Annotated in this window: 23 protein-coding genes and 1 pseudogene; 10 read left to right on the plus strand and 14 right to left on the minus strand. The window is 65.7% G+C overall.

Annotation, left to right across the window (positions count from 1 at the left end; all coding sequences use genetic code 11):
- Positions 1-2: 2 nt before the first annotated feature.
- Entirely contained in the window at positions 3-752 is a 750-nt protein-coding gene (locus U1763_RS06335) for a ComF family protein (protein WP_332754564.1), read from the minus strand.
- Between the two features lie 78 nt (positions 753-830).
- On the opposite strand from U1763_RS06335, the gene U1763_RS06340 reads away from it, so the two are divergent.
- The gene (locus tag U1763_RS06340; protein WP_332754565.1) at positions 831-1,673 is read left to right on the plus strand and encodes a class I SAM-dependent methyltransferase; all 843 of its coding nucleotides are present in this window, start codon (positions 831-833) and stop codon (positions 1,671-1,673) included.
- On the opposite strand, the gene U1763_RS06345 is transcribed toward U1763_RS06340, so the two are convergent.
- From U1763_RS06345 to U1763_RS06355, 3 genes and pseudogenes are all read right to left on the minus strand, one after another.
- Positions 1,674-2,066, minus strand: coding sequence for a response regulator (locus U1763_RS06345; RefSeq protein WP_132735457.1), 393 nt, complete (start codon positions 2,064-2,066; stop codon positions 1,674-1,676). It lies immediately after the preceding gene.
- Between the two features lie 64 nt (positions 2,067-2,130).
- Positions 2,131-3,807 (minus strand): ATP-binding response regulator, encoded by a 1,677-nt coding sequence (locus U1763_RS06350; protein WP_332754963.1) that lies wholly within the window; start codon positions 3,805-3,807, stop codon positions 2,131-2,133.
- Positions 3,808-3,828: 21 nt separating this feature from the next.
- Positions 3,829-4,356: pseudogene (locus tag U1763_RS06355) on the minus strand (tetratricopeptide repeat protein); the annotation flags it as partial.
- On the opposite strand from U1763_RS06355, the gene U1763_RS06360 reads away from it, so the two are divergent.
- Positions 4,241-4,495 carry a hypothetical protein gene (locus tag U1763_RS06360; protein ID WP_332754987.1) on the plus strand — a complete coding sequence of 85 codons (255 nt, stop codon included), beginning with the start codon at positions 4,241-4,243 and terminating at the stop codon, positions 4,493-4,495. The pseudogene U1763_RS06355 and the gene U1763_RS06360 overlap by 116 nt on opposite strands.
- Positions 4,496-4,610: 115 nt before the next feature.
- On the opposite strand, the gene U1763_RS06365 is transcribed toward U1763_RS06360, so the two are convergent.
- A complete protein-coding gene (locus U1763_RS06365; RefSeq protein WP_332754566.1) occupies positions 4,611-5,972 on the minus strand; it encodes an EAL domain-containing protein in 1,362 nt (453 codons plus the stop codon).
- Positions 5,973-6,578: 606 nt separating this feature from the next.
- Positions 6,579-7,772 carry an acetyl-CoA C-acyltransferase gene (locus U1763_RS06370; RefSeq protein WP_503676872.1) on the minus strand — a complete coding sequence of 398 codons (1,194 nt, stop codon included), beginning with the start codon at positions 7,770-7,772 and terminating at the stop codon, positions 6,579-6,581.
- An 87-nt stretch (positions 7,773-7,859) separates the two neighbouring features.
- On the opposite strand from U1763_RS06370, the gene U1763_RS06375 reads away from it, so the two are divergent.
- From U1763_RS06375 to U1763_RS06400, 6 genes are all read left to right on the plus strand, one after another.
- Positions 7,860-8,111, plus strand: coding sequence for a hypothetical protein (locus tag U1763_RS06375; protein WP_055879041.1), 252 nt, complete (start codon positions 7,860-7,862; stop codon positions 8,109-8,111).
- The gene (locus tag U1763_RS06380) at positions 8,104-8,859 is read left to right on the plus strand and encodes a prepilin peptidase (RefSeq protein ID WP_332754568.1); all 756 of its coding nucleotides are present in this window, start codon (positions 8,104-8,106) and stop codon (positions 8,857-8,859) included. Before U1763_RS06375 ends, U1763_RS06380 begins: the two co-directional genes overlap by 8 nt.
- Positions 8,860-8,873: 14 nt before the next feature.
- Positions 8,874-9,290, plus strand: coding sequence for a hypothetical protein (locus U1763_RS06385; protein WP_332754569.1), 417 nt, complete (start codon positions 8,874-8,876; stop codon positions 9,288-9,290).
- Between the two features lie 94 nt (positions 9,291-9,384).
- Positions 9,385-11,583 carry a BamA/TamA family outer membrane protein gene (locus U1763_RS06390; protein ID WP_332754570.1) on the plus strand — a complete coding sequence of 733 codons (2,199 nt, stop codon included), beginning with the start codon at positions 9,385-9,387 and terminating at the stop codon, positions 11,581-11,583.
- Positions 11,583-15,824 (plus strand): translocation/assembly module TamB domain-containing protein, encoded by a 4,242-nt coding sequence (locus tag U1763_RS06395; RefSeq protein ID WP_332754571.1) that lies wholly within the window; start codon positions 11,583-11,585, stop codon positions 15,822-15,824. The genes U1763_RS06390 and U1763_RS06395 overlap by 1 nt, the downstream gene beginning before the upstream one ends.
- Positions 15,825-15,894: 70 nt before the next feature.
- A complete protein-coding gene (locus tag U1763_RS06400) occupies positions 15,895-17,367 on the plus strand; it encodes a flavin-containing monooxygenase (RefSeq protein ID WP_332754572.1) in 1,473 nt (490 codons plus the stop codon).
- A 15-nt stretch (positions 17,368-17,382) separates the two neighbouring features.
- Here the strand turns inward: U1763_RS06400 and U1763_RS06405 are convergent, their stop codons facing one another.
- On the minus strand, positions 17,383-17,874 hold the full coding sequence (locus U1763_RS06405) for an SH3 domain-containing protein (RefSeq protein WP_332754573.1): 492 nt from the start codon (positions 17,872-17,874) through the stop codon (positions 17,383-17,385).
- A gap of 131 nt (positions 17,875-18,005) precedes the next feature.
- Between U1763_RS06405 and U1763_RS06410 the strand changes: the two genes are divergently transcribed.
- Together U1763_RS06410 and U1763_RS06415 are read left to right on the plus strand one after the other, a co-directional pair.
- A complete protein-coding gene (locus U1763_RS06410) occupies positions 18,006-19,004 on the plus strand; it encodes a 2-hydroxyacid dehydrogenase (protein WP_132735480.1) in 999 nt (332 codons plus the stop codon).
- 86 nt (positions 19,005-19,090) lie between these two features.
- A complete protein-coding gene (locus U1763_RS06415; protein ID WP_332754574.1) occupies positions 19,091-19,282 on the plus strand; it encodes a YMGG-like glycine zipper-containing protein in 192 nt (63 codons plus the stop codon).
- 160 nt (positions 19,283-19,442) lie between these two features.
- On the opposite strand, the gene U1763_RS06420 is transcribed toward U1763_RS06415, so the two are convergent.
- The 7 genes from U1763_RS06420 to U1763_RS06450 form a co-directional block, all read right to left on the minus strand.
- Positions 19,443-19,760: a hypothetical protein gene (locus U1763_RS06420; protein WP_132735485.1), complete on the minus strand. Its 318-nt coding sequence runs from the start codon at positions 19,758-19,760 to the stop codon at positions 19,443-19,445.
- A gap of 105 nt (positions 19,761-19,865) precedes the next feature.
- The gene (locus U1763_RS06425) at positions 19,866-20,492 is read right to left on the minus strand and encodes a LysE family translocator (RefSeq protein WP_332754575.1); all 627 of its coding nucleotides are present in this window, start codon (positions 20,490-20,492) and stop codon (positions 19,866-19,868) included.
- A gap of 231 nt (positions 20,493-20,723) precedes the next feature.
- On the minus strand, positions 20,724-22,127 hold the full coding sequence (locus U1763_RS06430) for an NAD(P)H-dependent flavin oxidoreductase (protein ID WP_132735491.1): 1,404 nt from the start codon (positions 22,125-22,127) through the stop codon (positions 20,724-20,726).
- Between the two features lie 69 nt (positions 22,128-22,196).
- Positions 22,197-23,345, minus strand: a complete 1,149-nt coding sequence (locus tag U1763_RS06435; protein ID WP_332754576.1) for a glycosyltransferase family 4 protein — start codon at positions 23,343-23,345, stop codon at positions 22,197-22,199.
- Between the two features lie 166 nt (positions 23,346-23,511).
- Positions 23,512-23,868, minus strand: coding sequence for an endonuclease domain-containing protein (locus tag U1763_RS06440; RefSeq protein ID WP_332754577.1), 357 nt, complete (start codon positions 23,866-23,868; stop codon positions 23,512-23,514).
- Positions 23,869-23,984: 116 nt separating this feature from the next.
- Entirely contained in the window at positions 23,985-25,094 is a 1,110-nt protein-coding gene (locus U1763_RS06445) for a glycoside hydrolase family 130 protein (RefSeq protein ID WP_332754578.1), read from the minus strand.
- Positions 25,095-25,231: 137 nt separating this feature from the next.
- Positions 25,232-25,990 carry an SDR family oxidoreductase gene (locus U1763_RS06450; RefSeq protein WP_132735500.1) on the minus strand — a complete coding sequence of 253 codons (759 nt, stop codon included), beginning with the start codon at positions 25,988-25,990 and terminating at the stop codon, positions 25,232-25,234.
- Positions 25,991-26,039: the final 49 nt, after the last annotated feature.

Consider the following 26,039-nt stretch of genomic DNA (forward strand, 5'->3'; position numbering starts at 1 on the left):
TGTCAATCGTCACGGTCCGCCGACAGCACACGCGCCCAGCATAATATCGTGACGGAGCGGGCACCTGCGCGCAGCAGAACGCGGGTGCACGCGTCTGCGGTCGCGCCGCTGGTGTAGACGTCATCGACCAGAACGACGGTCTTGCCGCGCACGCGTTCGGCCGCCTCGATCGCGAACGCACCCGCGACGACCCGAGCGCGTTGTCGCCCTCCCAAGCCGCGTAAGACGGCGGTGCGACGCGGTCGGACGAGTACGTCGCGGTCCTCTGGGACGGCACTCAGTTTGGCCAGGCCTTGCGCGATCAGCGCCGCCTGGTTGAACCCGCGCGACCAGATCCGCCGACGATGCAGCGGGACTGGGACGAGCAGGTCGGTCTCGGCCGGGAGCAGCCATCGCATCCGCAACGCCATCGTCTCGGCAAAGGCCGTCCGCCCACCATATTTCAGGCGAAGCGCAAGACTGCGGGCGACGGGCCCATAGGCTACAGCCGCGCGCACGCCAGCATGGCGCGGCGGATCGCGCAGGCACGCGCCACAGCGCGCATCGGCGCCGCGATCAAACGCGAATGGACGATTGCATCCGGCGCACCAGGGCGGTGCGATGAAGCGCAGGCTGGACCAGCATACCGCGCAGAACCTATGATCCTGCGCGACCGGGTCGCCGCACCCGGCGCAGCGCGGCGGCAACGCGGCGTCGACGATATGGCGTAGCACGCTCGGCAGTTTGAAAGGCTGGTTCAAGGGCGGTTGCAAAGGCAGGCCTCCTTTTCCGGGGCCGCTGTTTGCGCCGTGCCCCTTGTCGGCGATGCCGGTGCGCGGCACAAGCGCCCCGTGTCCGATCAAGCCCCCGAAATCTTCGACCGCTTCGCGCGGCGCCACCGCCGCGATCGCGCTGCGCCCGACTATGCCGAGCACGACTTTCTCCGCGCGACGATGCTCGACGGGATCGCGGAGCGGCTGGAGGCTGTCACGCGGTCGTTCGCCGATATCCTCGATCTCGGCTGTTTCGATGCCGCGTTTCCGGCGCCGATCGGTGCGCGGATCGCGCGGTGCGATCCAGGCTATGCCTTTGCCGCCAATGCAAACGGCGTGCAGGCCGATGAAGACCGGCTGCCGTTCGCCGATGCCAGCTTCGACCTCGTCGTGAGCGCGGGCGTCCTCGACCAGGTCGACGACCTGCCCGGCGCGTTGTCGCTGATCCGGCGCGTACTGCGCCCCGACGGTCTCTTCCTTGGCGCGTTCGTCGGCGCCGGCAGCCTGCCTGCCTTGCGCGCCGCCCTCCGCGTCGCCGAGGCCGACCGGCCGGCGGCACGCTTACATCCTCAGATCGACGTCCGCTCCGCCGGCGACCTGCTGATGCGCGCGGGCTTTGCGTTGCCGGTCGCGGATGTCGAGACGCTCGATGTCGGCTACCGCGATCTCGGACGATTACTGGGCGATCTTCGCGGGATGGCAGCAAGCAACATGCTCAAGCAGCGCCAACCGATGTCGCGTGAAATCTTCGGGCGGACGCTGGCCGCATTCGGGGATGCCGCCGACGACCGCGGCCGGACGCACGAGACGTTCCAGATCGTCTTCCTGACCGGCTGGTCCCCCGACCCGTCGCAGCCAAAGCCGGCACGACGGGGCAGCGCGACCACCTCGATGACGGACGCGCTGAAGCCTCGAGGCTAGCTAGCCGATCATCCCTTCGCCTTCGGCATCGCGCGCTAAAATCCGGCCCATCGCGTCGAACAGCGAATCCATCGCCACCGGTTTGAAGATCACGTCATCCGCGCCGGCGACGAGGCAGCGCTGGCGAAGATCGGGGGCGATATCTGCCGTCACGACGATGATCGGCACGCGGCCCTTGGCATCGTCCCGCGCGCGAATGTGTTTGATCGCGGTCACGCCGTCCATGCCAGGCATCCGCAGATCGACCAAGATCATCGCGAAGTCCTGCTCGTCGATGATTTCCAGGCCGCGTTCGGCGCTTTCCGCCTCCACCATCGTCACGCCGGCGACATCGAGCATGTCCTTCACGACACGTCGGTTCATCCGGTCGTCCTCGATGAAGAGAACGTTCACCATCGCCTCGTCGATAGCAGCACTTGCGAGGGAATTACGGCGGACATAATCGTGCATCTACGCTTTATGCGGCGTTCGACACAAGGACGGGATGTTCGAGGTCCTGCGGGGGCGACTCGCCATAGATCGCGCGCACCAAAGCCGCGCCGCTGACCGGCTTTGCGATGACCCTGGTCACCCCGGTCGCAAGCAATTCGTCCTGCTCCCGCGCGGCCGATACAGGCCATAGCAGACTCGTTTCCGCGCCGGCCGACCGCGCCGCCTGCGCGATGATACGCAGATCGGCCAGCGGGTCTTCGCCGAGGCGGACCGTCGCATCGTCGATCAGGACGTGCGCTATCTCGCCCTCCGCCAACCGCTCCACGGCGGCGTCGGCAGATCCCGCAAACGCGATCGTTCCGGCACGCGGTGCCAGCAGGGCCTTGAACATGCTACGCGTGATCGGATTGCGATCGACGACCAAGGTGATCGCGGTACCGATCGCTGCCGGAACGACGACCGGGGCGACCGGGGCGGCACGGACGAACGGCAGGACCAGGGTGAAGGTCGTGCCCTGCCCCTCGACGCTGGCGACCAGGACATCGCCGCCCATCGCCCGTGCGAGGTTGCGACAGATCGCCAATCCCAGCCCGGTCCCGCCAAATTGACGGGTGGTGCCGGCATCGGCCTGCGCGAAGGACTCAAAAATCTGTTCGAGCTTGTCGGCAGGGATGCCGATCCCGGAGTCGGTGACCGCGATCCTCAACCGACCGTCCTCGGCAACCTCGACGGCGAGCACGACGCGGCCCCGCTTGGTGAATTTCAGCGCATTGGACAGCAAGTTGAAGACGATCTGCCGGATCCGCACAGCGTCGCCGATGATCATCGCGGGGCAGCCGTTGAGCGCGATCTCGAACGTCAGGCCCTTGCTGTGCGCCTGCTCCTCCCACATCCGCGTCGCGTCCATCACCGTCGCACACAGATCGAACGGCGCCGCCTCGATCGTCAGGTTGCCGGCCTCCATCTTCGCGACGTCGAGAATATCGTCGACCAATGCGCGCATGGTCAGGCCGGCATCGTGCACGACACCCAGCCGATCGCGCAGCAACGGCGATAATTTGGCGTCGGCCAGCATGACCTGGGTCATGCCGAGAATACCGTTCAGCGGCGTGCGGATCTCATGGCTGGTGGTTGCAAGGAACTCCGTCTTGGCCGCCAGCGCCTTGCCAAGCGCACCATTGGTGATCGCCAGATCCGCATTTGCCGCACGGACCAGATTGCGACTGCGGCGGATCGTAAACAGGCCGATCGCCAGCAACGCGATCACGATCGCGACCGCCGCCGAGATACCCATGAAGACATAGCGCTGGGTCTGCACCCGTGCGCGTTCGAACGCGATGCCGCGCCGCAGTTCGTCGGCGCGCAACTGGCTGATCTTCAATTCCTGGTTCGCGAAATCGAACCGCGCCGCCATCAGCGCCGACTTGGTACTGGTCGCAACTTTAGTCGCATCGTCGTCGATCCGCTTGAGCGCCTGCAGATGGACAAGCGCCGACTTCGGATCGTTCGCCGCAAGAAACACGTCATACGCAGTCTGATGAATGTCCTTGGGGGATATGCTTGTTCCCTCGGGCCCCAGATCCGCCAGCGCCTTAGTGATGAGTGTTACGGCACGCGGAATTTGTCCGCGTTGCAGTGCCAGCTGTGCCGAAATTGCAATGATGCCCGCCCTCAGTCCGGACGTCTCACGGTCAGCCGTCAACAGCAGGCCTTCCCGAATTGCCTGTTCCGCGCCAGTCAGATTTCCCGACGACAATTGAAGCAGGGCAAGGTTCGCATATATCTGCGCGACCAAAGGAGCGCTTTTCAACTCCTTGGCCAGTGATAATGCTATTTTGAATTCGACGAGAGCTTGCTTGTATTGTTTTAACTCACCAAACGCCGTCGCCCGATTATTATAGACTGAGACCGACAGACTTGGATCGGTCTTATATATTTCGATGGCCTGCTGGTAATATTTGAGCGCGGTATTTTGATCCATCGCCTCGGTGTACAACCACGCGATGAAGATCAGCGCCATTGCCTGTCCGCGATTATCACCCATTTTCCGGTAGCGAGAAAACGCCGTCTGATAATCGGTCAACGCCGCTCCAGCGCGTCCTTGGCTACTTTCGGCGCCGCCACGCGATAGCAATATGTCTGCATACAGCTTGGATTGCGGGGCACTCGCAGCCGCCTTCGCCAACGCGCCGCCGATCAATATTCGTGCTTTTTCCGGATTTCCGGTTCGGAGATACGCTTCGCCTTGCAACCACTGGGCCGTGGCGATCGAAATCTCGCGAGTTCCGGGATTGCGGATCGATGCGGCGATAGTCTCTGCGGCAGCGGCCTTTGACCGGGCTGCCTCCGAATCAATCAACATCGCGCCTTTGGCGTCGGCTATCGTCTGATCGAACCGAGCCTCAGCCGACACTTTCGCGGTCTGTGCTTCACAGGGCTGGCCAACTCCAAGGCCGAACAGCAGGACATTCGCGGCCATTCCGATCCAGAAGGCCGCACGCCTGCTCAACCGCGCTTCCACACGGTTGCAAGACGGTTGAACGGCGCACGCACGTCCGCCGCGATGGCGAGGTGCTTTTCGTCTGCCAGGAAGTGAATCAGCGCGTCGAGATTGATCGGGCGGCTGATCAGGAAACCCTGGATCATGTCGCACCCCATGACGGACAGCAGCGCCATCGCCGCCTGCGTCTCGACGCCTTCGGCAACCACTTCCATCTCGAGTGCATGCGCTAGGTCGATCGTCGACCGCACGATCAGCGGGTCGCGGTTCGAACTCGTGAGTTGCGTGACGAACAGCTTGTCGATCTTCAGTTCGCGCGCCGGCAATTGTTTCAGATAGGCCAGCGACGACAGGCCGGCGCCATAATCGTCGATCGCGATCACGATCCCGATGTCGGCAAAGATCTTAAGGTTTGCGATCGCGCTTTCGGGATCGCGAATGACCGACGTTTCGGTGATCTCGAACCCAAGTCGCGCGCCGCTGGCCTCGACCAGCGCGCAGACGGTTCGGACGAACCGTGCGTCGGCCAGCAGGACACCCGCGATATTGATGAATATCCGCAGGTCATGACCATGTGCGACCAGCGTCTTCTGGTCGCGAATGGAACGGCGGATGGTCCACAAGGTCAGCGCGATGATGTCCCGCGATTCCTCCGCGATCGGGATGAAATCGCCCGGTAGGACCAGCCCCCTGGTCGCGTGCTTCCAGCGAACCAGCGCCTCGACGCTGGTGATCTCCTGCCGCCTGAGATGAACCTTGGGCTGATACTGGAGAAACAGTTCTTCGGTATCGATCGCGATCGTCAGGTCGCTTGCCAGTTGCGCCCGGTCGATCGACGCCGCGCCGGCGTTCACGTCGCGTGCGACCGCCACCCGTTCGCTGCGCGCATCGGCCAAGGCGCGCTCGGCTTCCTCGATCAGGTGAACCTCGTCGCGATCGCCGATCGTCGCCCCGGCCGCCGCCCCGAACTGGACGTGGATCCTGTGCGACTCGCCATCGATATCGAAGGGCTGATCCAGCGCCGCTTCGAGAGCGGCAATCGCCACGTCGAGCGCTAGGCGCGCCTCGCTCTCGAAAGCGATTTCAATCATGTCGCGACCGGCGATGACGATCCGCGCATCCGACAGCACCGTACCGATCCGTGCCGCGACATCGACGATCATCGTATCGGCACGGGGGCGCCCGAGATGCCGACGCAGAACGCCGAAATTCTCGATTTCTGCCAAAATCAGGAATTGCCAGGCGACAGGGCGCGGCAGAATCGTCGAGACGCCGCCCACCCCCGTCATCGTCACCGACCCGGACAAGGCGGCCGATTCGCTCTGCGATGCGCCGTTTACGAAGTGCGACTGCGGAAACTGCCTCATGCCTAACGGATATCCGACACGCATAAACATAGTCTTAAGTAGAACGCCGCCCACTCACCGCAAATCATGGTTAACAATTTACAAAAATGATTGTTTAACGTTTTGTTATCCATTATGCAGAAATTGCACCCGGTTGGGTGTCAATAAGGGAGCATAAAACATGCTGAATCTCATCATCTCGCTGATCTACAGCGGCATTCGCCCCTGGTGAATGCCGACGTCGGCTCGACCAACGCTGTCCGCTCATATGCGGCGAGCACGTTGATCGGGCCGACACTTCACGGGTGACGACAAGTGCAGAGCGTGGAATCACACGTTGCTTGCAGAGGGCATGCGGGATGCTGATCCGGCAGTAACACTGCTGTAACATTGGCATGGCGCCTCGACGCGGGGCGCGCCGCTGGGGCCTACCGTTCGATCAGGATCGACGGAGACGATCCGGCCAGCAGAATGCGGACGGAGCGCCTCTTAAAGGCAAAGCGCCGTCGCTAATCGGTTATAGAAAAACGAAACGCGCGCACGGTCCGCGCAGATGCGGCGGGAATTACGCCGGCTCCTCGCTACGGCGGGGAAGAGCGCCCGGACGGACGCCCTCCCCTTCGCGACTTAGCGCATCAACTCCACCGCCATCGCAGTCGCTTCGCCGCCACCGATGCAGAGCGACGCCAGCCCACGCTTCTGACCCGTAGACTCAAGCGCCGACAGCAAAGTCGCGAGGATCCGCGCACCGCTCGCGCCGATCGGATGGCCCAGAGCACACGCGCCACCGTGGATGTTCACCTTGTCATGCGGCAAGCCAAGGTCGCGCATCGCGATCATCGCGACGACGGCGAAGGCTTCGTTGACCTCGAACAGATCGATGTCCGACGCGGACCAGCCAGCCTTCTCCATCGCCTTGCGCATTGCGAACACCGGCGCGGTCGTGAACAGCGCCGGCGCGTGGGCATGCGCAGCGTGGGCCACAACGCGTGCGATCGGCGTGATGCCGAGCCGGTCTGCAACGCTTGCGCGGGTCATCACCAAAGCGGCAGCGCCGTCAGAGATCGACGAGGCGTTGGCGGCGGTGATCGTGCCGTCCTTCGAGAAGGCGGGCTTCAACGTCGGGATCTTGGCGACGTCGCCCTTGGCCGGTTGCTCGTCGAGCGAGACCGTGGTCGTGCCCTTGCGGCCCGCAATATCGACAGAGACGATCTCGCGGTCGAACGCACCGGATTTCTGCGCACGCTGCGCCCGGTGCAGCGACTCGATCGCGTAGTCGTCCATCTGCTGCCGCGTAAACTGGTATTCGTGCGCGGTATCCTCGGCGAAATTGCCCATCAGCTTGCCGGGTTCGTACGCATCCTCGAGCCCGTCGAGATACATGTGGTCGTACATCCGGTCATGACCGATCCGCGCACCGCCGCGGTGGCTTTTCGACAGATACGGCGCGTTGGTCATGCTCTCCATGCCGCCCGCGACGAGCAGGTCGACCGAGCCGGCCGCCAACGCATCCGCCGCCAGGATCGCAGCCTGCATACCCGATCCGCACATCTTGTTGACCGTCGTCGCCTCGACATGATCGCCGAGTCCGGCGTTGATCGCGGCCTGTCGCGCCGGTGCCTGGCCGAGACCCGCGGGAAGCACGCAGCCCATGTAGATCCGCTCGATCTCGGCCGCCGACACGCCCGAGCGGTCGACCGCACCGCGCACAGCGTCGGCACCAAGCTGCGTCGCGGTCGCGCCGGCAAGCGCGCCCTGGAAGGATCCCATCGGCGTACGTGCGTAGGACAGGATGACGATGGGATCTCGATCGGCGGCCACTTCACTCTCCATGTATTCTTGTTCCCAGTATCTGGGGTTGATGTGCGGCAATACAAAGCGCGGCGGGATGCGCCTAGACCTCACACCATGGAAACACTCATCACGACGCTCAAATGGTGTGCCGCCGCGTCGGGGGTGATCGCCGCGTTCATGGTATCGCTCGATTTCGGGCGGCGCGTGACGGGATGGGGGTTCGTGCTGTTCGTCGGCTCGTCGATCGCGTGGCTGAGCGGTGCGGCCTTGACCGGGGACTGGGCGCTGGGCACGCAGAACATCGTGTTGTTCGGGATCAACCTCCTCGGCGTGTATCGCTATCTGGTGCGGAAAACGGGTGTCTGAGGCGGCGTTCTGGGCGGTGTCGCTGGGGGTGCTCGGGGCGATCATCGGCAGTTTCGTCGCGGCGCTGGTGACGCGCTGGCCCGATGGGCGATCGGTAATGCAGGGGCGTTCGGCGTGCGATGGCTGCGGGCGAACGTTGCGGGCGATCGACCTCGTGCCGCTGCTCAGCGCGCTCGTCCTGCGAGGACGCTGTCGTTCGTGCCGCACACCGATCAGCCCCGTCCACTGGTGGATCGAACTGGCTGGCCTCGCGATCGGCGTCGCGGCGGGGCTCGTGGTGCCGGGACCAGTCGGGCTTGCGGGCGCGACCTTCGGGTGGCTACTGCTCGCGCTCGCCAGCCTCGATCTCGTCGCCTTTTGGCTGCCCGATCGGTTGACCTTGCTGCTTGCGGCCACCGGACTGGCGAGCGCGGCGCTCGGCATCGATCCGCCGATTTCGGAGCGCCTGATCGGCGGACTAGCCGGGTTCGCCACGCTGTGGCTGGTCGCGTTCGGCTATCGACGCATCCGCGGCCGCGACGGAATGGGCGGCGGCGATCCCAAGCTCTTCGGCGCGATCGGACTGTGGCTCGGGTGGCAGATGTTGCCCGCCGTCCTGCTGATCGCCAGCATGATCGGCCTCGGCGTCGTCCTCGCCGCGCATCTCAAGGGACGCACCATGGCGGCGGACACCGCGCTTCCATTCGGCGCGTTGCTGGCGATCGCGGGTTATCCCGCCTGGCTGTTCATGATAGGCCTGACGCCATGATATCGCTCGCTCTTATGCTCGCGCTGCAAGCCGCGGCCCCGTCAGTAGCGGCAAATCCGGGTCCGGGACCGCTCGGCGCGATCGGCAAGCAGAAGCTCCCCGCCAAAGGATGCGCCGCGTATCTGTGGAGCATGGACGCCGCCCGGCAGCTCGTCGCGATGGCGACCGCCGATCCCGCGCAGATCCGGCTGACGATCGACGGCAAGACGACAGATTACGCGATGGCTACCCAGTCGCCCGCGATCGGGTTCGGCTTTGGCGGCGTCACGCAGTATCGCGGTGGCGACGTCACCGCGACGCTCGACATGGCGGTCGCGGTCCGCGCCGACATCTCGGCGGGCGCGACCGTGACGTCCGCGACGCTACGGATCGACCGCCCCGGCCGCGATACCGTCGTCATGCCGGTCGGTGGCCTTATCGGCTGTGTCTGATCTGAATTCTGGTGAAACCAAGCCGTCCTCCGTGCGTTACGTGGACAAAGATGGGGGTGAATCGTACACGATTGCCGTCCGTAAAGGGGATCGTGTGACAGCTTCGAACAGCCGGCATCATTGGCTCGCTCTCGCGTTGGTAGCGTCGACAACGGGGTTTGCGGGCATCGGTTCCGCCCAATTGGTGAAGCCGGGCACCGCCCCGGCCAAGGGCCCCGATGCGCCCAAACCCAGCGACCAGCCGCAGTCAAACGACCCGCGCTCCGACGCGCCGATCGTCCCCGATGCCGAGTTCGACAGCGCCCTCCCACCGCTAAGTGGCGACCTTAACGCGCCGCTGGAAGCGATGGTGCCGCTGGCCGCTCCGTCGACCCAGACACCCGCGACGCCCGCAACCGCGACGTCTCCAGCAACCACAGTCGCAGGCGACGTGCTGCCGCCGACTGGGCCGAGCGATCCGCAACTCGCGCAACCGCTGACGCCGCTGTCGAGCTTCGACACGACCCCGCTTCAGACCGCGGCGGACATCAAGGACAAGGACGCGCCCGAGATCCGCTACGAGACCGCCACCAAGGGGCTGGACAAGGCGGGCGACGGGCTCGAAGGCGAATACAAGGCGCTGTCCGCGCTCGCCGAGGGCAAGGGCAAGGCGGCGAACGCCACGCAGGTCGCGGCGCGCGCGCGTGAGGACGAGGCGTTGGCGGTCCGGCTGCTGAAGTCGCTCGGCTATTACGATGCGACCGCGATCTCGACGATCGAGACGATCCCCGACGCCGACACGACCAAGCCCGCGCGGCTGAAGGCGACCGTCAGCGCGCAGCCCGGCCGGCTCTATTCGCTGTCGTCGATCACCGTGAAGGCGGACGCGACGACGCCCCCCGACTTGGTCCGTACGCAATTGCCGCTCAAGGTCGGCGATCCGATCGAGGCCGCGCGCATTCAGGGCGCGGAGGCGAACGTCAGTCTGACGTTGCCGCAGCAGGGCTATCCGTTCGTCAAGGTCGGCGAGCGCGACATCCTGCTCGACGACCAGACCCCGACCGGCGCGTACACGCTGCCGGTGGATACGGGGCCACGCTCGTCGTTCGGGCAGCTGCGCACCGAAGGCGATCCGGTCTTCAATCTCGAGCATCTAAGCCTGTTCCCGCGGTTCAAGGCGGGCGAACTCTACGACAACCGGATGACCGACGACCTGCGCGATGCGCTGGTCGCGACGTCGCTGTTCTCGACCGTGTCGGTCGAACCGGTCCGCACCGGCACGATCAACCCCGACGGCACCGAGCAGGTCGACCTGCTGGTCCGCCAGAGCGAGGGCAAGCCGCGTTCGCTCGGTGGCAATGTCGGTTTCTCGACCGGGCAGGGCTTCCGCGCGGAAGGAACGTGGCAGCACCGCAACCTGTTCCCGTACGAGGGCGCGCTGATCGGATCGGTGATCGCCGGTACGCAGGAGCAGGGTGTATCCGGCACGTTCCGCCGCGCCAACGCAGGCCGCCGCGATCGCACGTTCAGCCTGACCGCGGGCGCGAACCATTCGAATTATGATGCATACGACGCGTTCACGACCAGCGTCGGCGTTCGCTGGAGCTACGATTCCACGCCGATCTGGCAGAAGCCGCTGACCTATTATTATGGCGGCGAGCTCGTCGGTACGAACGAGAGCGTCTATGATTTCGGTCGCGGCGAGAACGTCCGCCGCACCTACGGCATCGTCGCGTTGCCGGGCCAGGTGAAGTTCGATCGCTCGGACAGCCTGCTCAATCCAACCAAGGGCTATCGCCTGACGCTGAACCTCAGCCCCGAGACCTCGGTCCAGGGTTCGGTGAAGCCGTACATCCGGACGATGATCGAGGGGACGTTCTACTACCCCGTCTCCAGCAGCATCGTCATCGCCGGGCGCGCCAAGGCTGGCTCGATCCAGGGCGTCTCCCGCGACGACCTTGCGCCATCGCGGCGCTATTACGGCGGCGGCGGCGGATCCGTGCGCGGCTATGGCTACCAGCGGCTCGGGCCGTTCGATCCCAACGGCGATCCGGTCGGCGGGCGCTCGCTCAACGAATTCGCACTCGAGGCCCGCTACCGGTTCGGCGATTTTGGCATCGTGCCGTTCATCGACGCCGGCAACAGCTACGAGAGCAGCACGCCCAATATGTCGTCCCTGCGCTACGGCGCGGGCATCGGCGGGCGCTTCTATACCAGCTTCGGCCCGATGCGTTTCGATGTCGCGACGCCGCTGAACCCACGCGAGGGCGACGGCAAAATCGCCCTCTACATCTCGATCGGGCAGGCATTCTGATGGCCGAAAACGGCACTCCGCACGTCGAGACGACGCAGGAAACGATCATCGTCGAGCGGCGCCCGTTGTGGCAGCGTTTTCTGAAATGGCTCGCGATCCTGGCTGTCGGCCTCGTCGCGCTCGTCCTGATCGTGCTGTTTGGGATCAACACCGATCCGGGCCGGCGCCTCGTCGCCGACCAGATCGGTGGATACACCACCGCGTCCGGTCTCAACATCAAGGTCGGCCGAATCGACGGCTCGATCTACGGCGCGATGACGCTCAGCGACGTGCGCGTATCCGATCCCAAGGGCGTGTTCCTCACCAGTCCGAAGCTTGCCGTCGACTGGCGCCCGTTCGCGTTCGCCAAGAATCATGTCGATGTACGCTCGCTGACCACGCCGCTGGTGACGTTGCAGCGCCGCCCGATACTCAACGCGACGCCGACCGACCCCAACGCGCCGTTGCTCCCCGATCTCGACATCGACGTGAACCGCCTGGTGATCGATCGTTTCCTGATCGCCAAGCCGGTCACCGGCCAGACGCATATCGTCAAGATCGATGGCGCGGTGCACATCGCCGACAAGCGCGCGCAGTTGACCACCAACGCGACCGCGCTGACTGGCCCGGGCATCGCGGGCGGCGACCGTCTCGTGCTCAAGCTCGACGCGGTGCCCGAACAGAACAAGCTCGACGTCAACGTGAAGCTGACCGCACCGGTCGGCGGCGTCGTCTCGACGATGGGGTCGTTCAAGGCGCCGCTGACCGTGACCGTCGATGGCCGCGGTAGCTGGGCCTCGTGGCAGGGTCGCGCCGTCGCGACACTAGGCGGCGGGCAACTCGCCAACCTCGGGCTGACCGCGAAGAACGGCCACATCGAAGTACGCGGATCGACACGGCCCGGGCTGTACCTCGAAGGCCCGGTCGAGCGCCTGACCGCGCCGCAGCTCGACGTTGCGATCGACACGACGCTCAACGACCGCAAGGCCGACACCCGGATGACGCTGAAGTCGGACGCGCTGGCGGTCGACGCCGGCGGTCTGATCGATCTCGCCAACAGCCGGTTCGGCAATTTCGCGGTGAATGCCAAGCTGCTGACGCCGGGCGCGATCCTGCCGAACCTGCGCGGTCGTGATGTCACGGCACGCGTCGTGCTCGACGGTGCGTTCGCGACGCCGACGGTCGACTACAAGGTCCGCGCGGCAACGATCGCGTTCGGCGACATGGGCGTCGAGAACCTCTACGCCGAGGGTCTCGCGCGCGTGAACTCGGACCGCATCCTGGTGCCGGTGAAGGCGCGCGCACGTCGCGTGACGGGGCTCAATGCCGCGGTCGGCGGGCTCGCCACCAACGTCGCGATCGATGGCGACTTTGCGATCTCAGGCGTCAACGTCCTGTCCGACAACCTCAAGATCCGCTCGGACAAGATCGATGCGACCGCAGTGGTCGTCGCGAACATGTCTACCGGCCGCTACACCGGCGCGCTCAAGGGGCGGATCAACAACTACCGCGTCGACGGGATCGGCATCGTCAATCTGACGACCGACGCCAAGCTAGTGCCGGGACCAAAGGGCGGATTCGGGATCACCGGCCGTGTCGTCGCGCAGACCTCGCAAATCTTCAATGAGGGCGCGCGCAGCTTCCTCGGCGGCAACGCGATCGTCCGCTCGGACATCGGCTACAGCCCCGAAGGCATCGTCACCTTCCGCAATCTTCGGATGAACGCGCCACAGTTCCGTGTGACGAGCGGCGAGGGCCGGTTCGATCCGGCCACCGGCGCCGTGCTGGTGAATGCCGATGCGTATTCGACCGCCTATGGCCCGCTGTCTGCCCGCGTTACGGGAAGCGCGACGGCGCCGGTCGTCGTCCTGCGTGCTCCGCGTCCGGGTGTCGGCGTCGGCCTCGTCAACCTCAACGCGCGGATCGTCGGCCGTGGCGGCGCCTATGCCGTCACCGCGAGCGGCGGCACCAACTACGGCCCGTTCACCGCCGACGTGCTGGTAAAGCCGGGCGCGCAACTCGCGGTCGACGTACGTCGCGTCGTATTCGCCGGGATCGTCGGCAGCGGTCGGATCGTCCAGACTGCGGCCGGCCCGTTCGCGGGCGCGCTCCAGTTCGCCGGGCAAGGCCTGTCGGGCAACGTCCGCCTCGCCAACCAGGGCGGTTATCAGCGCGCCGACGTCGCGGCGCGTGCCAACGGCGCGAAGATCCCCGGCATGGTCGACTTCACCATCGGCCGCGCGATCGTCAACGCCACCGCAGTGCTGACCCCGACGCCACAGATCGTCGCCGACGCGCAGATCGCCGACATGCGCTACGGTGCGATCGTCCTCTCGGCGGCGCGCGCAAAGGTGAATTACGTCGGCGGCAATGGCACCGCGCAGGCGTTGCTGACCGGTTCGAACGGTGTCCCGTTCCGCCTCGCGGTCAACGCCAGGCTCAGCCCCAACAACTACCTCGTAGCCGCCCAGGGCCAGGCGAACGGCATCGATTTCCGCACCGTCAACCCGGCGCGCATCCAAGCGGTGAAGGGCGAGTATCGCCTGTCGCCGACCCGGATCGACTTCGGTGGCGCAGGCGGAGGCTCGGCGCGTCTGGCTGGCAGCTATGGCCGCGGCACGAACGCGCAGGTCCGCCTCGATCGCCTCGACCTGTCGACGCTCTCCGCACTGGTCCCGAACCTCGGCATCGGCGGCAAGGCGACCGGCAGCCTCGACTTCTCGCAGGCGAACTCGGCCGCACTGCCGACCGCCGACGCACGCGTGACCGTCACCAACTTCACCCGATCCGGCCTGGCCGCCGTCTCCGACCCCGTCGACATCGTGTTCGCCGGGACGCTCGGCGGCGACGGCGCGACCGGCCGTGCGCTGGTCCGTCGCGGAACGTCGGTCATCGGCCGCATGGTCGCGAACCTGCGACCGCTTCCGGCTGGCAGTGGCTCGTGGAGCACGCGCCTGATGGCCGCGCCGCTGTCCGGCGGGATCCGCTATAACGGCCCCTCGGCAGTACTGTTCAGCTTCGCCGCGATCCCGAACCAGCAGCTGTCGGGGCCGATCGCGGTCGCCGCCGACTTCTCAGGGCGCCTGTCCGCACCGCAACTCAACGGCGTCGTCCGGGCCGACAACCTCTTCTACGACAACGAAACCTATGGCACGCGTCTGTCGCAGATGCGGATCGCCGGGCGGTTCTCGAACACCGATCTGCAACTGACGCAGCTGACCGCGAAGGCCGGCGACGGCACCGTGCAGGCACAGGGCACGATCGGGTTCGCGGCGGACAGCGGTTTCCCGATCGATATCCGCGCGACGCTGAACAATGCGCAGCTCGCCAAGAGCGACGCGATCAGCGCCACGACTACGGGTACGGTTCACCTCACCAACGGACGCGATGGTGGCCTTATCCAAGGCGATCTCCAGATCCCCGAGGCGCGCTACCAGATCATCCGCCAGGGCCAAGCCGAGGTTCCCGAACTGACCGGTGTCCGCCGCAAGAGCGACATCCGGACGCCGGTCTCGACCGATCGTTCGGACGTGCCCGCGATCGGAAAATTCAAGCTCGACCTCCGCGTCCGTGCACCGAACCAGCTGTTCGTCTCCGGCATGGGCCTCGAATCCGAATGGGAGATGGACATGCGGATCGGCGGCACCTCCGCCGCGCCGATCGTCACCGGCGGTCTGGATATCGTCCGCGGGACCTATTCGTTCTCGGGCAAGCGGTTCGAGGTCACCAAGGGCCAGATCCGCTTCCGTGGCGGCGCGCTGACCGATCCGGACATCAATATCCAGGCGTCCACCACGACCAGCGACATCACCGTCATCATCAACGTGACGGGTACCGGCCAGCGTCCGCAGATCGCGTTCACCTCGACGCCGACGCTGCCGCAGGACGAGGTACTCAGCCGCCTGCTGTTCGGATCGAGCCCGGCCAATCTGTCGGCGACCGAGGCGATCCAGCTGGCGTCTGCGCTGAACTCGCTGCGCGGGTCGGGCGGCGGCGGTCTGAACCCGCTCGGCAAGCTGCGTTCGGCGACCGGATTCGACCGGTTGCGCGTGCTCGGCGCCGACGAGGCGACGGGGCGTGGCACGAGCCTGGCTGCCGGCAAGTACATCACGAAGAACATTTATGTTGAGATCGTGACCGACGCGAAGGGCTTCACCTCGACCCAACTCGAGATCGCGCTGACCAAGGCCTTGAGCCTGTTGTCGGCCGCGGGATCGAGCGGCGGGCAGAGCGCGAGCGTCAAATATACGAAGGACTATTGAGTAAACATCACAACAGGATAGGTTCGGTTATGAAACCTACGGCGTAACGCCGGGGGCATGAGGATGCAGCATGACCGAACATGTCGACGTGATCGTGGTGGGCGCCGGCATTTCCGGGATCGGCACAGGCTACCACCTCCAGACGCGCTGCCCCGACCGGAGCTACATGATCCTCGAGGGTCGGCAGTCGATGGGCGGGACGTGGGACCTGTTCCGCTATCCCGGCATCCGCTCCGACTCGGACATGCACACGCTCGGGTTCGTCTTCCACCCGTGGACCGCGGCCAAGTCGATCGCCGACGGCCCCTCGATCCGCGCCTATGTCGAGGAAACGGCGCACGCGTACGGCATCGACCGGAAGATCCGCTACGGTCATCACGTGAAGTCCGCCGCCTGGTCGACCGAGGACGCACGCTGGACCGTCGAAGCGACGGGACCCGACGGCCCGGTGACGCTGACCTGCAACTTCCTCTCTATGTGCGCGGGCTATTACAATTACGCCAAGGCCTATTCGCCCGAGTTCGAGGGCGCGGACAGCTTTGCCGGGCAGATCGTCCACCCGCAATTCTGGCCCGAGGACCTCGACTATAGCGGCAAGCGAGTCGTCGTGATCGGCAGCGGCGCGACCGCCGTGACGCTGGTACCGACGATGGCAAAGACCGCGGCGCACGTGACGATGCTCCAGCGCTCGCCAACCTACATCGTCGCGCGCCCCGGCGAGGACGGCGTCGCCAACTGGTTGCGCGGCAAGCTGCCCGCCAAGGCCGCGTACGGCATCACCCGGTGGAAGAACGTGCTGATGGGCATGTTCTTCTACCGGATGGCGCGGAAGAAGCCCGCGGTCGTGAAGGAGCGGATGATCGGCATGGTCCGCGACCAGCTCGGCCCCGATTACGACGTCGCCACCCACTTCACGCCGCGCTACAACCCGTGGGACCAGCGTGTCTGCCTGGTGCCGGACGGCGACCTGTTCACCGCGATCAATGCCGGCACCGCCTCGATCGTCACCGACACGATCGCGCGGATCACGCCCGACGGCATCCACCTCGATTCGGGGAAGAATCTCCCCGCCGACGTGATCGTCACCGCCACCGGCCTCGAGCTGCAATTGATGAGCGGAGTCGCGTTCAGCCTCGACGGCAAGCCGATCGAGCTCGCCGGTCGGCTCCAGTACAAGGGCATGATGTTCGACGGCGTGCCGAACCTGTCCTCGACCTTCGGCTATACCAACGCGTCGTGGACGCTGAAGGCCGACCTGACCGCGGTGTATGTCTGCCGCCTGCTCAACACGATGACCAAGCGCGGCCTGCGCCAGGCGACCCCGCACAACGACGACCCGACGATGAAGAACGAAGCGTTTCTCGACTTCACCTCAGGCTATGTCCAGCGCGCCGCCGCGGCACTGCCGACGCAGGGCGAACGCAAACCGTGGAAGCTCAACCAGAATTACGCGCTGGATCTGATGGCGTTGAAGTTCGGCTCGGTCGACGACGCGATGGTCTTCTCGAACCCGGCGACGGCAAGAACCAGAGTGCCCGCATAGCCGGTCGAAGCGGCGTCAGGGCAGCGTTTCGCCCGCCTCGACGCCCCACAGGCCGCCGATCGCGACGAACCCCGCCTGCCCCTTCACGTCGAACCGACACCAGCCATTGCCGCACTGGCTCAACCGCCCGACCACGCCGGGTGCGGCGCGCCACAGCAATTTGCCGGACGCGGCGGGCTTCTCGCGCAGCTCCGCCGGCCCCGCGCCGTGGACGATCGCGGTGCGCGTGCCGCTGAGCAGGTTGGCCTGCATCCAGCCTTCGGTGCCGTCGGGATCGGCGACCTTGCGCCATTCCTTGAAGATCGCGACGACCTTGATCGGCAGATCCTGGCGCTGATACAGCCAGCTCGCCGGATACGTCCGCGCAGGCCCGGTCCGCATCCGCGCGCGCGACGCCGAGATCGACGCATAATAGGGCACGCTCTTCTTCGCATCGGCGGCGACCGCGGGGTTCGGGATCAGCGCGACGGCAGCGAGAACGGAAAGCGCGGCGGCGAGAATGCGCATGATCGAGTCCTAAATGGCGAGCCCCGTCCTATCCCGACGCCGCCCGTTCCTCAACCGCATTGACGTGCCCAGCGACGACGGCATGAACGGCGCACGTTGACGCGCGCGCGCGCCTTCGCCAAGCCGTCGCGATGACCGACACACGCCGCTGTCCAAACCCCAAGGTCGTCGTCACGCGCGAGCTGGCCGATACGCTGATGGACCGGATGGAGGCGCTGTTCGACACGCGCAACAACCGCGCCGACGCCAAGCTCGACCGCGAGCAGCTCGCGGCGGCGATGGCCGACTGCGACGTGCTCGTCCCGACCGTGACCGACGACATCGACGCCGACCTGATCGCGGGCGCAGGCGACCGCCTGAAGCTGATCGCGAACTACGGCGCGGGCGTGAACCATATCGACCTGAAGGCGGCGCGCGCGCGCGGAATCATCGTCACCAACACGCCGGGGGTGCTCACCGAAGACACCGCGGACATGACGATGGCGCTGATCCTGTCGGTACCGCGGCGGCTGGCCGAGGGCGAGAAGCTGGTGCGCTCGGGCCAGTGGAACGGCTGGAGCCCGGGCGGGATGCTCGGCCACCGGATCGGCGGCAAGGCGCTCGGCATCGTCGGGATGGGGCGGATCGGCCAGGCGGTCGCGCTCCGGGCGCGCGCGTTCGGGCTGACGATCCATTATCACAATCGCACCCGCCTGCCCGCGGTCCGCGAGGCGCAACTCGCGGCGACCTTCCACGCCTCGCTCGACGATATGCTCAGCAGCGTCGACATCGTGACGATCCACACCCCGCTCAACCCCGACAGCCGCGACCTGATCGATGCGCGCCGGATCGCGCTGATGCGGCCACACGTGTATCTGATCAACGCGGCACGCGGCGGGATCGTCGACGAGGGCGCGCTGGTCGATGCGCTCGAAGCGGGGCGACTGGCGGGCGCGGGGCTCGACGTCTGGGCGCATGAGCCGGCGATCGATCCGCGGCTGCTCGCGCTGCCCAACGTCGTGATGCTGCCGCACATGGGCTCGGCGACGCTCGAAGGCCGGATGGCATCGGGCGAGCGCGTCATCCAAAATATCCGGATGTGGGCCGACGGCCACCGCCCGCCCGATCAGGTGCTCGACGGCTGGCTGTAACGCCCCAATACAATCTGGATCAGTTTCGGAACTGATCCCGCGGTGCAGCATTTGTTGGATACCCCCGGAGAGACAGGAGTATCCCCATGAAGAAGTTCGCCATTTCCGCCCTGCTGATCGCATCCGCCGTGTCGATGAGCGCGTGCTCGACGCTCAAGGGCGCGGGCATCGGTGCAGCCGGTGGCGCAGGCGTTGCCGCAGCGACCGGTGGTAGCGTCGAGAAGGGTGCCGCCGTTGGTGGTGCCGGTGGCGCAGTGGTCGGCACCGTCGCCGACTAATCTATCGCCGCCTAAACGCTCGATCCTCCCCCGCCGGGGGGGAGGTGTCGCCGAAGGTGACGAAGGGGGAGGACACGGAACAGAGGTTTCGCTTGCCTCCCCCTCCGACTGGCAAATGCCAGCCACCTCCCCCTGGCGGGGGAGGATTGCAATCTTGATCTCAGACTGCACGCATCCAATGCGTTCGCGCGACCGTCCCAGTCAGCACCTTCGACCCGAACGCCTTGATGATCTTGGCGGCGTCGACACTGTTCATCAGCACTACGCGTGTGCCGCCCGACGGCAGCGTCTCGATCGCGCTGATGATCGCGTCGTGCTTCTTGCACATCGCCACGACCTGCGGCTGCTCGACGCTGACATTCACCGCGCGCGAGATCGGCACGACGGTATCCGCACCGGTGGTCATGACCGGATCGCCCGTGGTGCGCTGGTAGAAAAGATCGTCATGCGGCATTCCCGGCTCGGAGCGGGAGCGCAAAGCATCTCTCAGTCGCAGCCTGCCCGTACGAAGCGCCGCGATGCGTGCAGTATGCGCGCAATGACGCCAAACGGCAATGGCATCGCCGTCAATGTTACCCCGTTGCTACGTTCGCACCCGCAGCAACGCGAGCCCGAAGCCGATGAAGATCGCGCCCGTCACGCGGTCGAACGCGCGCCGCAACGCCGGCTGCGTCAGCGACCTCGCAAGCGTCCGTCCGCCCGCTGCATACACGCCGTACCAGAAGCTCTCGACCACCGCGAAGGTCACCACCAGGATCGCGAACTGCGGCGCTTGCGGCGACGCGCGATCGACGAACTGCGGCAGGAACGCCGCCGCGAACAGCAGCAGCTTCGGGTTGCTGATGCCGATCGCGAACCCGCCGCGGAACAGCCGCCGGGCCGACCAGCTTTGGGGCAGCGCATCGCCACCGAGATCGATCGGCGACCCCGCCCCGCGCCATGCCTTGATCCCGAGAAAAATCAGATACGCGACGCCGGCATAACGCAGCGCATCGAACACCCGCGGCCACGCCGCCAGCAACGCCGATACGCCCGCCGCCGACGCGGCCAGCACGAGCACCAGCGCGGTCAGGCACCCCGCCATCGCCGCGATGCTGCGGCGCGCGCCAAACGCGATGCTGCGCGTCATGACGTGCAGCATGTTCGGCCCCGGCGTCCCGCACAGGAGGAACACCGCGACCACGAACAGCCACCATGCGTGTAGCGTCATTTACGGCTCCTGATGTTTGCGAGGCGGTTCGGGTGATTTCAGCGAGTCCGTCCGACCACTCTGCACCCCGCCCCCAATCACCCCAGCGAAGGCTGGGGTCTCCCCCTTTGGCGGGCGACTTGAGCCTCATGATGATACCCCAGCTTTCGCTGGGGTGACGGGGCGGCTTAGGGAAACGGGGGAAGTGTTCGCTTGGGACGCGTCCGGCTCAGACGCGCGGCCACCCGCGCCTCAATCCCCCGTCAAAATCCGATCGACCAGCTGCCCGACACTCGGCACGAAGCCGTTCGAATAGAACGGATCCTTCTTGAAATTATACGCCGCGTGCCCCGCGAACATCAGATTCTGGTCGATGTCGCCGCCATGCGCGATGTCCTGCAGCGTCTTCTGGATACAGAAGCTACGCGGATCGGCCAGCCGTCCGGTCGAGTTCGTCTCGGTATCCGCCCAGCTCGAGAACGAGCATTGCGACAGGCACCCCATGCAGTCCGCCTGGTCCTTGCGGATCATGCCCTTCTCGGTCGGGCTGACGAACACCAGCGTGTTGTCCGGCGTCTTGAGCGCATCGGTATAGCCCTCGCCGAACCACTGCCGTGCGCGGAGCAAGTCGTTGCGCGTCACCCAGAAGTTCTTGCCCTTCACGCCGACGTCGAGCTGGAACACGTGGTCGCCCGCCTCCTGCGTCGAGAAGGCGATCTGGCGCTCGGACCGTGCCTCGAGCGAGCGCAGGAACGGATTGCGCACCGCCGACGAATAGAACCCTGTCGGCGAGAATTTGTGCAGCAGCACGTCGCCGGGCTCGATCTGAGTCAGCGCGTTCTTCCAGCCCTCGGGGATCGGGCTCTCGCGCGTGAGAAGCGGCCGCGTGCCGAACTGGAACGCGATCGTGCCGAGTTCCGGATTGTCGATCCAGTCGTTCCAGTCGCGCAGATACCAGACGCCGCCCGCCATCACGATCGGCACGTCGTCGCTGATGCCGCCCTCGCGCATCACGTCGCGCAGTTCCTTGACGCGCGGATACGGGTCCTGCGGCTTCAACGGGTCCTCGGCGTTCGACAGGCCGTTGTGGCCGCCGGCAAGCCAGGGATCCTCGTACACCACCGCGGCCAGCCACTCGGCCGCCTTCGAATAGGCCCGCTTCCACAGCGCGCGGAACGCACGCCCGGAGCTGACGATCGGCAGATAGCTGACGCCGTAGGACGCGGTGATCTCGGACAGCTTGTACGGCATGCCCGCACCACAGGTGACGCCAGCGACCTTGCCACGCGTGCGCTCCAGGACGCCGTGAAGGATCCGCTGCGCGCCGCCCATTTCCCACAACACGTTGATATTGATCGCGCCCTTGCCGTCGGCGATCTCGTACGCGCGCTCGACCTGCTGGACCGCGCCCTCGATCGCGTATTCGACGAGTTCCTCGTGGCGCGCACGCCGCGTCAGCGCTTCATAGACCTGCGGGATGATCTTGCCGTCGGGATCGTAGCTGTCGGCATTCACGGCAGAGACCGTGCCGATGCCCCCGGCCGCAGCCCAGGCGCCGGCCGACGCGTGGTTGGTCGCGGCGACGCCCTTGCCGCCCTCAACCAGAGGCCAGACTTCCCGACCGTTATAGACGATAGGCTTCAGGCCCTTGAACACGACGTCACCTCTCCCGGAAAATACGGCCCCCTATATCGCAAGGACGCAGCGCGCGAGCAATATTAAGACCTAGGTTAGTATATCGCCCAGCGCACCGGGGCGCCCGAGCGCATCCTCGTACAGCGCGCGATAGCGAGCGATCATAACTGCTTCGTCGAATTCCGCCCGCGCCTTGGCCTGGTTCGCAGCGCCCACCGAGGCGCGCAGCGCAGGATCGGACACCAGCGCCTGCAACGCGTCGCGCAACCGAACCTCGTTGGCGATGTCGGTCACGAACGGCAGGTTCTCAGGCGCGACCATCCGCTTCAGGTCGCCGACCGGATAGCTCGCGATCGGCAGGCCCGCGGCCATCGCCTCGACCACCGAGATCGGAAACTGCTCGCTCCGCGACGATACCGCGAGCATGTCGAAATGGCCGATATACCGATACGGCCGATCGAGAAATCCGGGTAGCACCAGCTTGTCCGCCATCCCCATCGCCGCCGCAGCCTGCATGATGTTCGCGCGTTCGGGCCCCTCGCCGACAATCACCAGCCGCACCCGCCCCGACACGCCGCCGACCGCCCGCACCAGCGCGGTCAGGTCCTTCACCTCGCGCAGGCCCGCGAGCGCACCGATCACGATCTCCTTGGCGTTGGGCACGAACCCCGGGATCGCCTTCGGCTCGGGCTTCTGCGCGTAATAGGCGGTGCCGATCCCGTTGACGATCCGGTGCACGCGCGCGCGCGGCTGCTTCCAGGTATTCAGCGCGATGCCTTCGAGCACCTCGGAGGGCACCGCCAGCGCATGCGCCGCGCTCAGCGCCAGCCGCCGGTAGATGTTGCGCTCGATCTTCAGCCCGGACGCCTCGTCGGCGTTGAACCCATCCTCGTGATGGACGAGCGGCGGCGCCCCCTTGCTGAATGCGCGCCGCGCCATCGCCCCGTCGATCGCGCCCCAGTTATACGTCAGCACGAGGTCGAACCGCCGCATATACTGCGCGATCGCCTCGTACCGCTTGACCGAAGGCTTGCCGGTCAGCGGCGGCGGATTCTGCGCGATCTCGTAGCGAATGCCCTTCGCTATCGAGTCCCGCGCGCTAAGGGCATCGGGCACCCCCGTCACGATGGTATGCCTGGCACGATCCCCAAACGCATTCATCAACCGAACCGCCCGCGCCTCCTTGCCGCCAAGGTCGAACGAGGAGTGAAGGTGGAGGATGTTCACGGAAGCGGCCATGCCCGAGCGATGCCGATTTCTGGACGGGGTTTCAAGGTAGGCAGCAACCATGGAGCCTTAGGAAAGTAGCAGATGAACCCGCGCTATCGCGACCGATGCGCCCTATGGCGGACACATTCTAGCCCTCTCCCGCCTTCGCGGGAGAGGGTTGGGTGAGGGTCTTCTTCTACTTCGCGGCTCGCGCCAGGAGAGCAACGAGGATCGTTTCCAGAACGCCTTCGCGATTTTCAATGATGTCGCTGTTCCAGAAGCGGAGCACCTGATACCCCCTCGCCTCCAGAAAGGCGGTGCGGGGTGCGTCGATCTTCGGGTCATGCTGACTGCCGTCGAGTTCGACGATCAGCATGGCTTCGAGACAGGTGAAATCGGCCACATAATGGTCACCAATCGTATGCTGCTCGCGGAACTTGAAGCCGCCCAGCCGACGATTGCGCACGGCGAGCCAGATGATCTGCTCAACATCGGTACGTTCGCGCCGCAGGCGGGCGGCATGGCGACTGATCTGGCGGCGTACCGGATACATCCGACGAGCCTAGAAGAAGAAAGACCCTCACCCAACCCTCTCCCGCGAAGGCGGGAGAGGGCTAGAAATTGAATGTCCGCTTTCCTCCCATCTCCGCCATTCACGCCAAGAGCGTTTTACGTCGCAAATACCCCCTTGCGAATATGCGTGATCCGGCATGCGAGATCCGCCTCCCCACCCGCCACCACGTAGAAGTCGCCTGCGTCCGCGATCCCCGTCGTGAAGACGACGTTGTCGAGGTACATGCTGTCCTTCAGTGGCTCGGTCAGCACGGGGTTGGGTTCCAGCAACGGCGTGTGCTGTGTCGCGACCGTGATCGACGGATCGTCCTTGTCGAGGATCGACCAGTACGTCCGGTAGATACCGACCACGCCCGACGGTTCCACCCCGTGCCACAGCGTCAGCCACCCACGGTCGGTCAGGATCGGCGGGGCGCCGCCGCCCATCCGCGCGGTCGCGACGGTCGCGGCATGCGGGCGGATGCCGGGCTTGTCGTGCGGCTTCCAATGGAGCGCATCGGGCGAGCGCGACAGGTTGATCGAGGGGCCGCTGCGCCATTCGCTGCCCGGCGGGTAGGCGAAATACAAATCACCGAGCGGGCGCGTCTGCGCCCAATATTGCCCGCCGATCAGCCCCTCGAAGATCAGCATGTCCTTGTTCTGGTGATCGAGCACGATCCCCTCGAGCTGCCAGTCGAGCGCGTCGGTGGACGAATACAACGTCGTCGAGTGCCGCTCCGGGCTGACCGAGCAGGTGGTCATCAGATAGCGGTCGCCGACCTTCGAGATCCGCGCATCCTCGACGCCGTAGCATTGGTAGGACGTGCGCGGCGCAATCGCCTTGTCGTAATGCACCGCGACGACCGAGCGCCCCTCGGCATCGAGCTCGACCGGCAGCAGCCACGACAGCGACGTCAGCGCCATCACCTTCCACCCGCCGCCGGGAATCAGGAATTTCCGCGGGTCCTTCGTATCGACCATCGCCAGTGGCCAAGCGTCGAGCACATACGCGCCGTCTTCCCAGCGGATCGCATGGACGTTGCCGTCCCTGATCGGCTTTTTCAGCGCCTCCGCCACGCGCACCATCAACAGCAGATTGCCGTTCGCCAGCCGCGTCATCCCCGGATTGAACGCGCCGAGCACATAGGTCTCGGCGCCGACCTTCCCCGCCAGCGGCGAGCGCGACAGGTCGATGTCGGCGGGGGTGAAGACGAGCTGATCGAACATGCTGTACTCCTTGGTAACTGGTCTTCCTTTGGGACCTCCTCTTCCCGTTCGCCCTGAGCGAAGTCGAAGGGTGTGCCCCGAGTAGAGGTGCTTCGACTTCGCTCAGCACGAACGGAATTGGGGAGGTTAGTCGGCGTCTATTCCCCCTCCAGCGCCCGAGGGACGATCACGATCTGCTGTATCACCGTCCGCGTCGGCTGCGTCAGCACGAACTCCACACCCACCGCGATGTCCTCTGCGCGCAGCATCTGCTCCGCCTCGATCATCTGGCGCTGCTTGTCGTCGGGCACGTCCGGATACTGCATGTTCGACCCGACCTTGCCCGGCTCGACCAGCGAGACCTTGATCCCCTTCGGGCCGACCTCGCGCCGCAGCGCCTCGGCGAACCCAGCGATGCCCGATTTGATGCCGGCATACACCGTCGAGCTGGGCCCGAGGATATGCGCGCTGAGCGAGCCGATGATGACGATGTCGCTGATCGGCGTCATCCGGTGTGCAGCATGATGCGCGCTCAGCAGGTACGCGGTGAAGTCGACCGCGATCGCATAGCGAAGCTCGTCCTCGCTCATCTGCATGAGGCCGCCCGCCGCGACCGCCGCGTTGACGACGGTGATGTCGAAACCGCCGAGATACGCCTCGCCCGCATCGAAGAACGCACGGACCTTGTCGGGATCGGCGAGTTCGGTGATCATCCCGTCGCCCTCGCCGACTTCGCGAATGCGCGCGAGCGCGTCCTGAAGATAGCGCTCGTCGCGACCGCAGATGAACACCTTGGCCCCTTCCGCGGCAAGCAGCACCGCGATCGCCCGGCCGATCCCGGTGGTCCCCCCGGTAATGATCGCACGGCGGCCCTTCAGCGGGCGGACGGTCGTGTGGGCGTCGGAGAGTTCGGTCATCAAGTATCCCGGCTTGTCAGCAGATTGCGGGCAGAACACGCCGCGCCGC

This window comes from Sphingomonas sorbitolis, from assembly GCF_036663875.1.
Taxonomy (GTDB): domain Bacteria; phylum Pseudomonadota; class Alphaproteobacteria; order Sphingomonadales; family Sphingomonadaceae; genus Sphingomonas.

Bases quoted from the DNA above. Each gene is read 5' to 3' on its own strand.
- U1763_RS06385 (WP_332754569.1), top strand. From the start codon at position 8,874: ATGCTCGCGCTGCAAGCCGCGGCCCCGTCAGTAGCGGCAAATCCGGGT.
- U1763_RS06450 (WP_132735500.1), bottom strand. From the start codon at position 25,990: ATGACCGAACTCTCCGACGCCCACACGACCGTCCGCCCGCTGAAGGGC.
- U1763_RS06410 (WP_132735480.1), top strand. From the start codon at position 18,006: ATGACCGACACACGCCGCTGTCCAAACCCCAAGGTCGTCGTCACGCGC.
- U1763_RS06435 (WP_332754576.1), bottom strand. From the start codon at position 23,345: ATGGCCGCTTCCGTGAACATCCTCCACCTTCACTCCTCGTTCGACCTT.
- U1763_RS06365 (WP_332754566.1), bottom strand. From the start codon at position 5,972: ATGAGGCAGTTTCCGCAGTCGCACTTCGTAAACGGCGCATCGCAGAGC.
- U1763_RS06405 (WP_332754573.1), bottom strand. From the start codon at position 17,874: ATGCGCATTCTCGCCGCCGCGCTTTCCGTTCTCGCTGCCGTCGCGCTG.
- U1763_RS06445 (WP_332754578.1), bottom strand. From the start codon at position 25,094: ATGTTCGATCAGCTCGTCTTCACCCCCGCCGACATCGACCTGTCGCGC.
- U1763_RS06440 (WP_332754577.1), bottom strand. From the start codon at position 23,868: ATGTATCCGGTACGCCGCCAGATCAGTCGCCATGCCGCCCGCCTGCGG.
- U1763_RS06415 (WP_332754574.1), top strand. From the start codon at position 19,091: ATGAAGAAGTTCGCCATTTCCGCCCTGCTGATCGCATCCGCCGTGTCG.
- U1763_RS06375 (WP_055879041.1), top strand. From the start codon at position 7,860: ATGGAAACACTCATCACGACGCTCAAATGGTGTGCCGCCGCGTCGGGG.
- U1763_RS06400 (WP_332754572.1), top strand. From the start codon at position 15,895: ATGACCGAACATGTCGACGTGATCGTGGTGGGCGCCGGCATTTCCGGG.
- U1763_RS06360 (WP_332754987.1), top strand. From the start codon at position 4,241: ATGTCTGCATACAGCTTGGATTGCGGGGCACTCGCAGCCGCCTTCGCC.
- U1763_RS06395 (WP_332754571.1), top strand. From the start codon at position 11,583: ATGGCCGAAAACGGCACTCCGCACGTCGAGACGACGCAGGAAACGATC.
- U1763_RS06425 (WP_332754575.1), bottom strand. From the start codon at position 20,492: ATGACGCTACACGCATGGTGGCTGTTCGTGGTCGCGGTGTTCCTCCTG.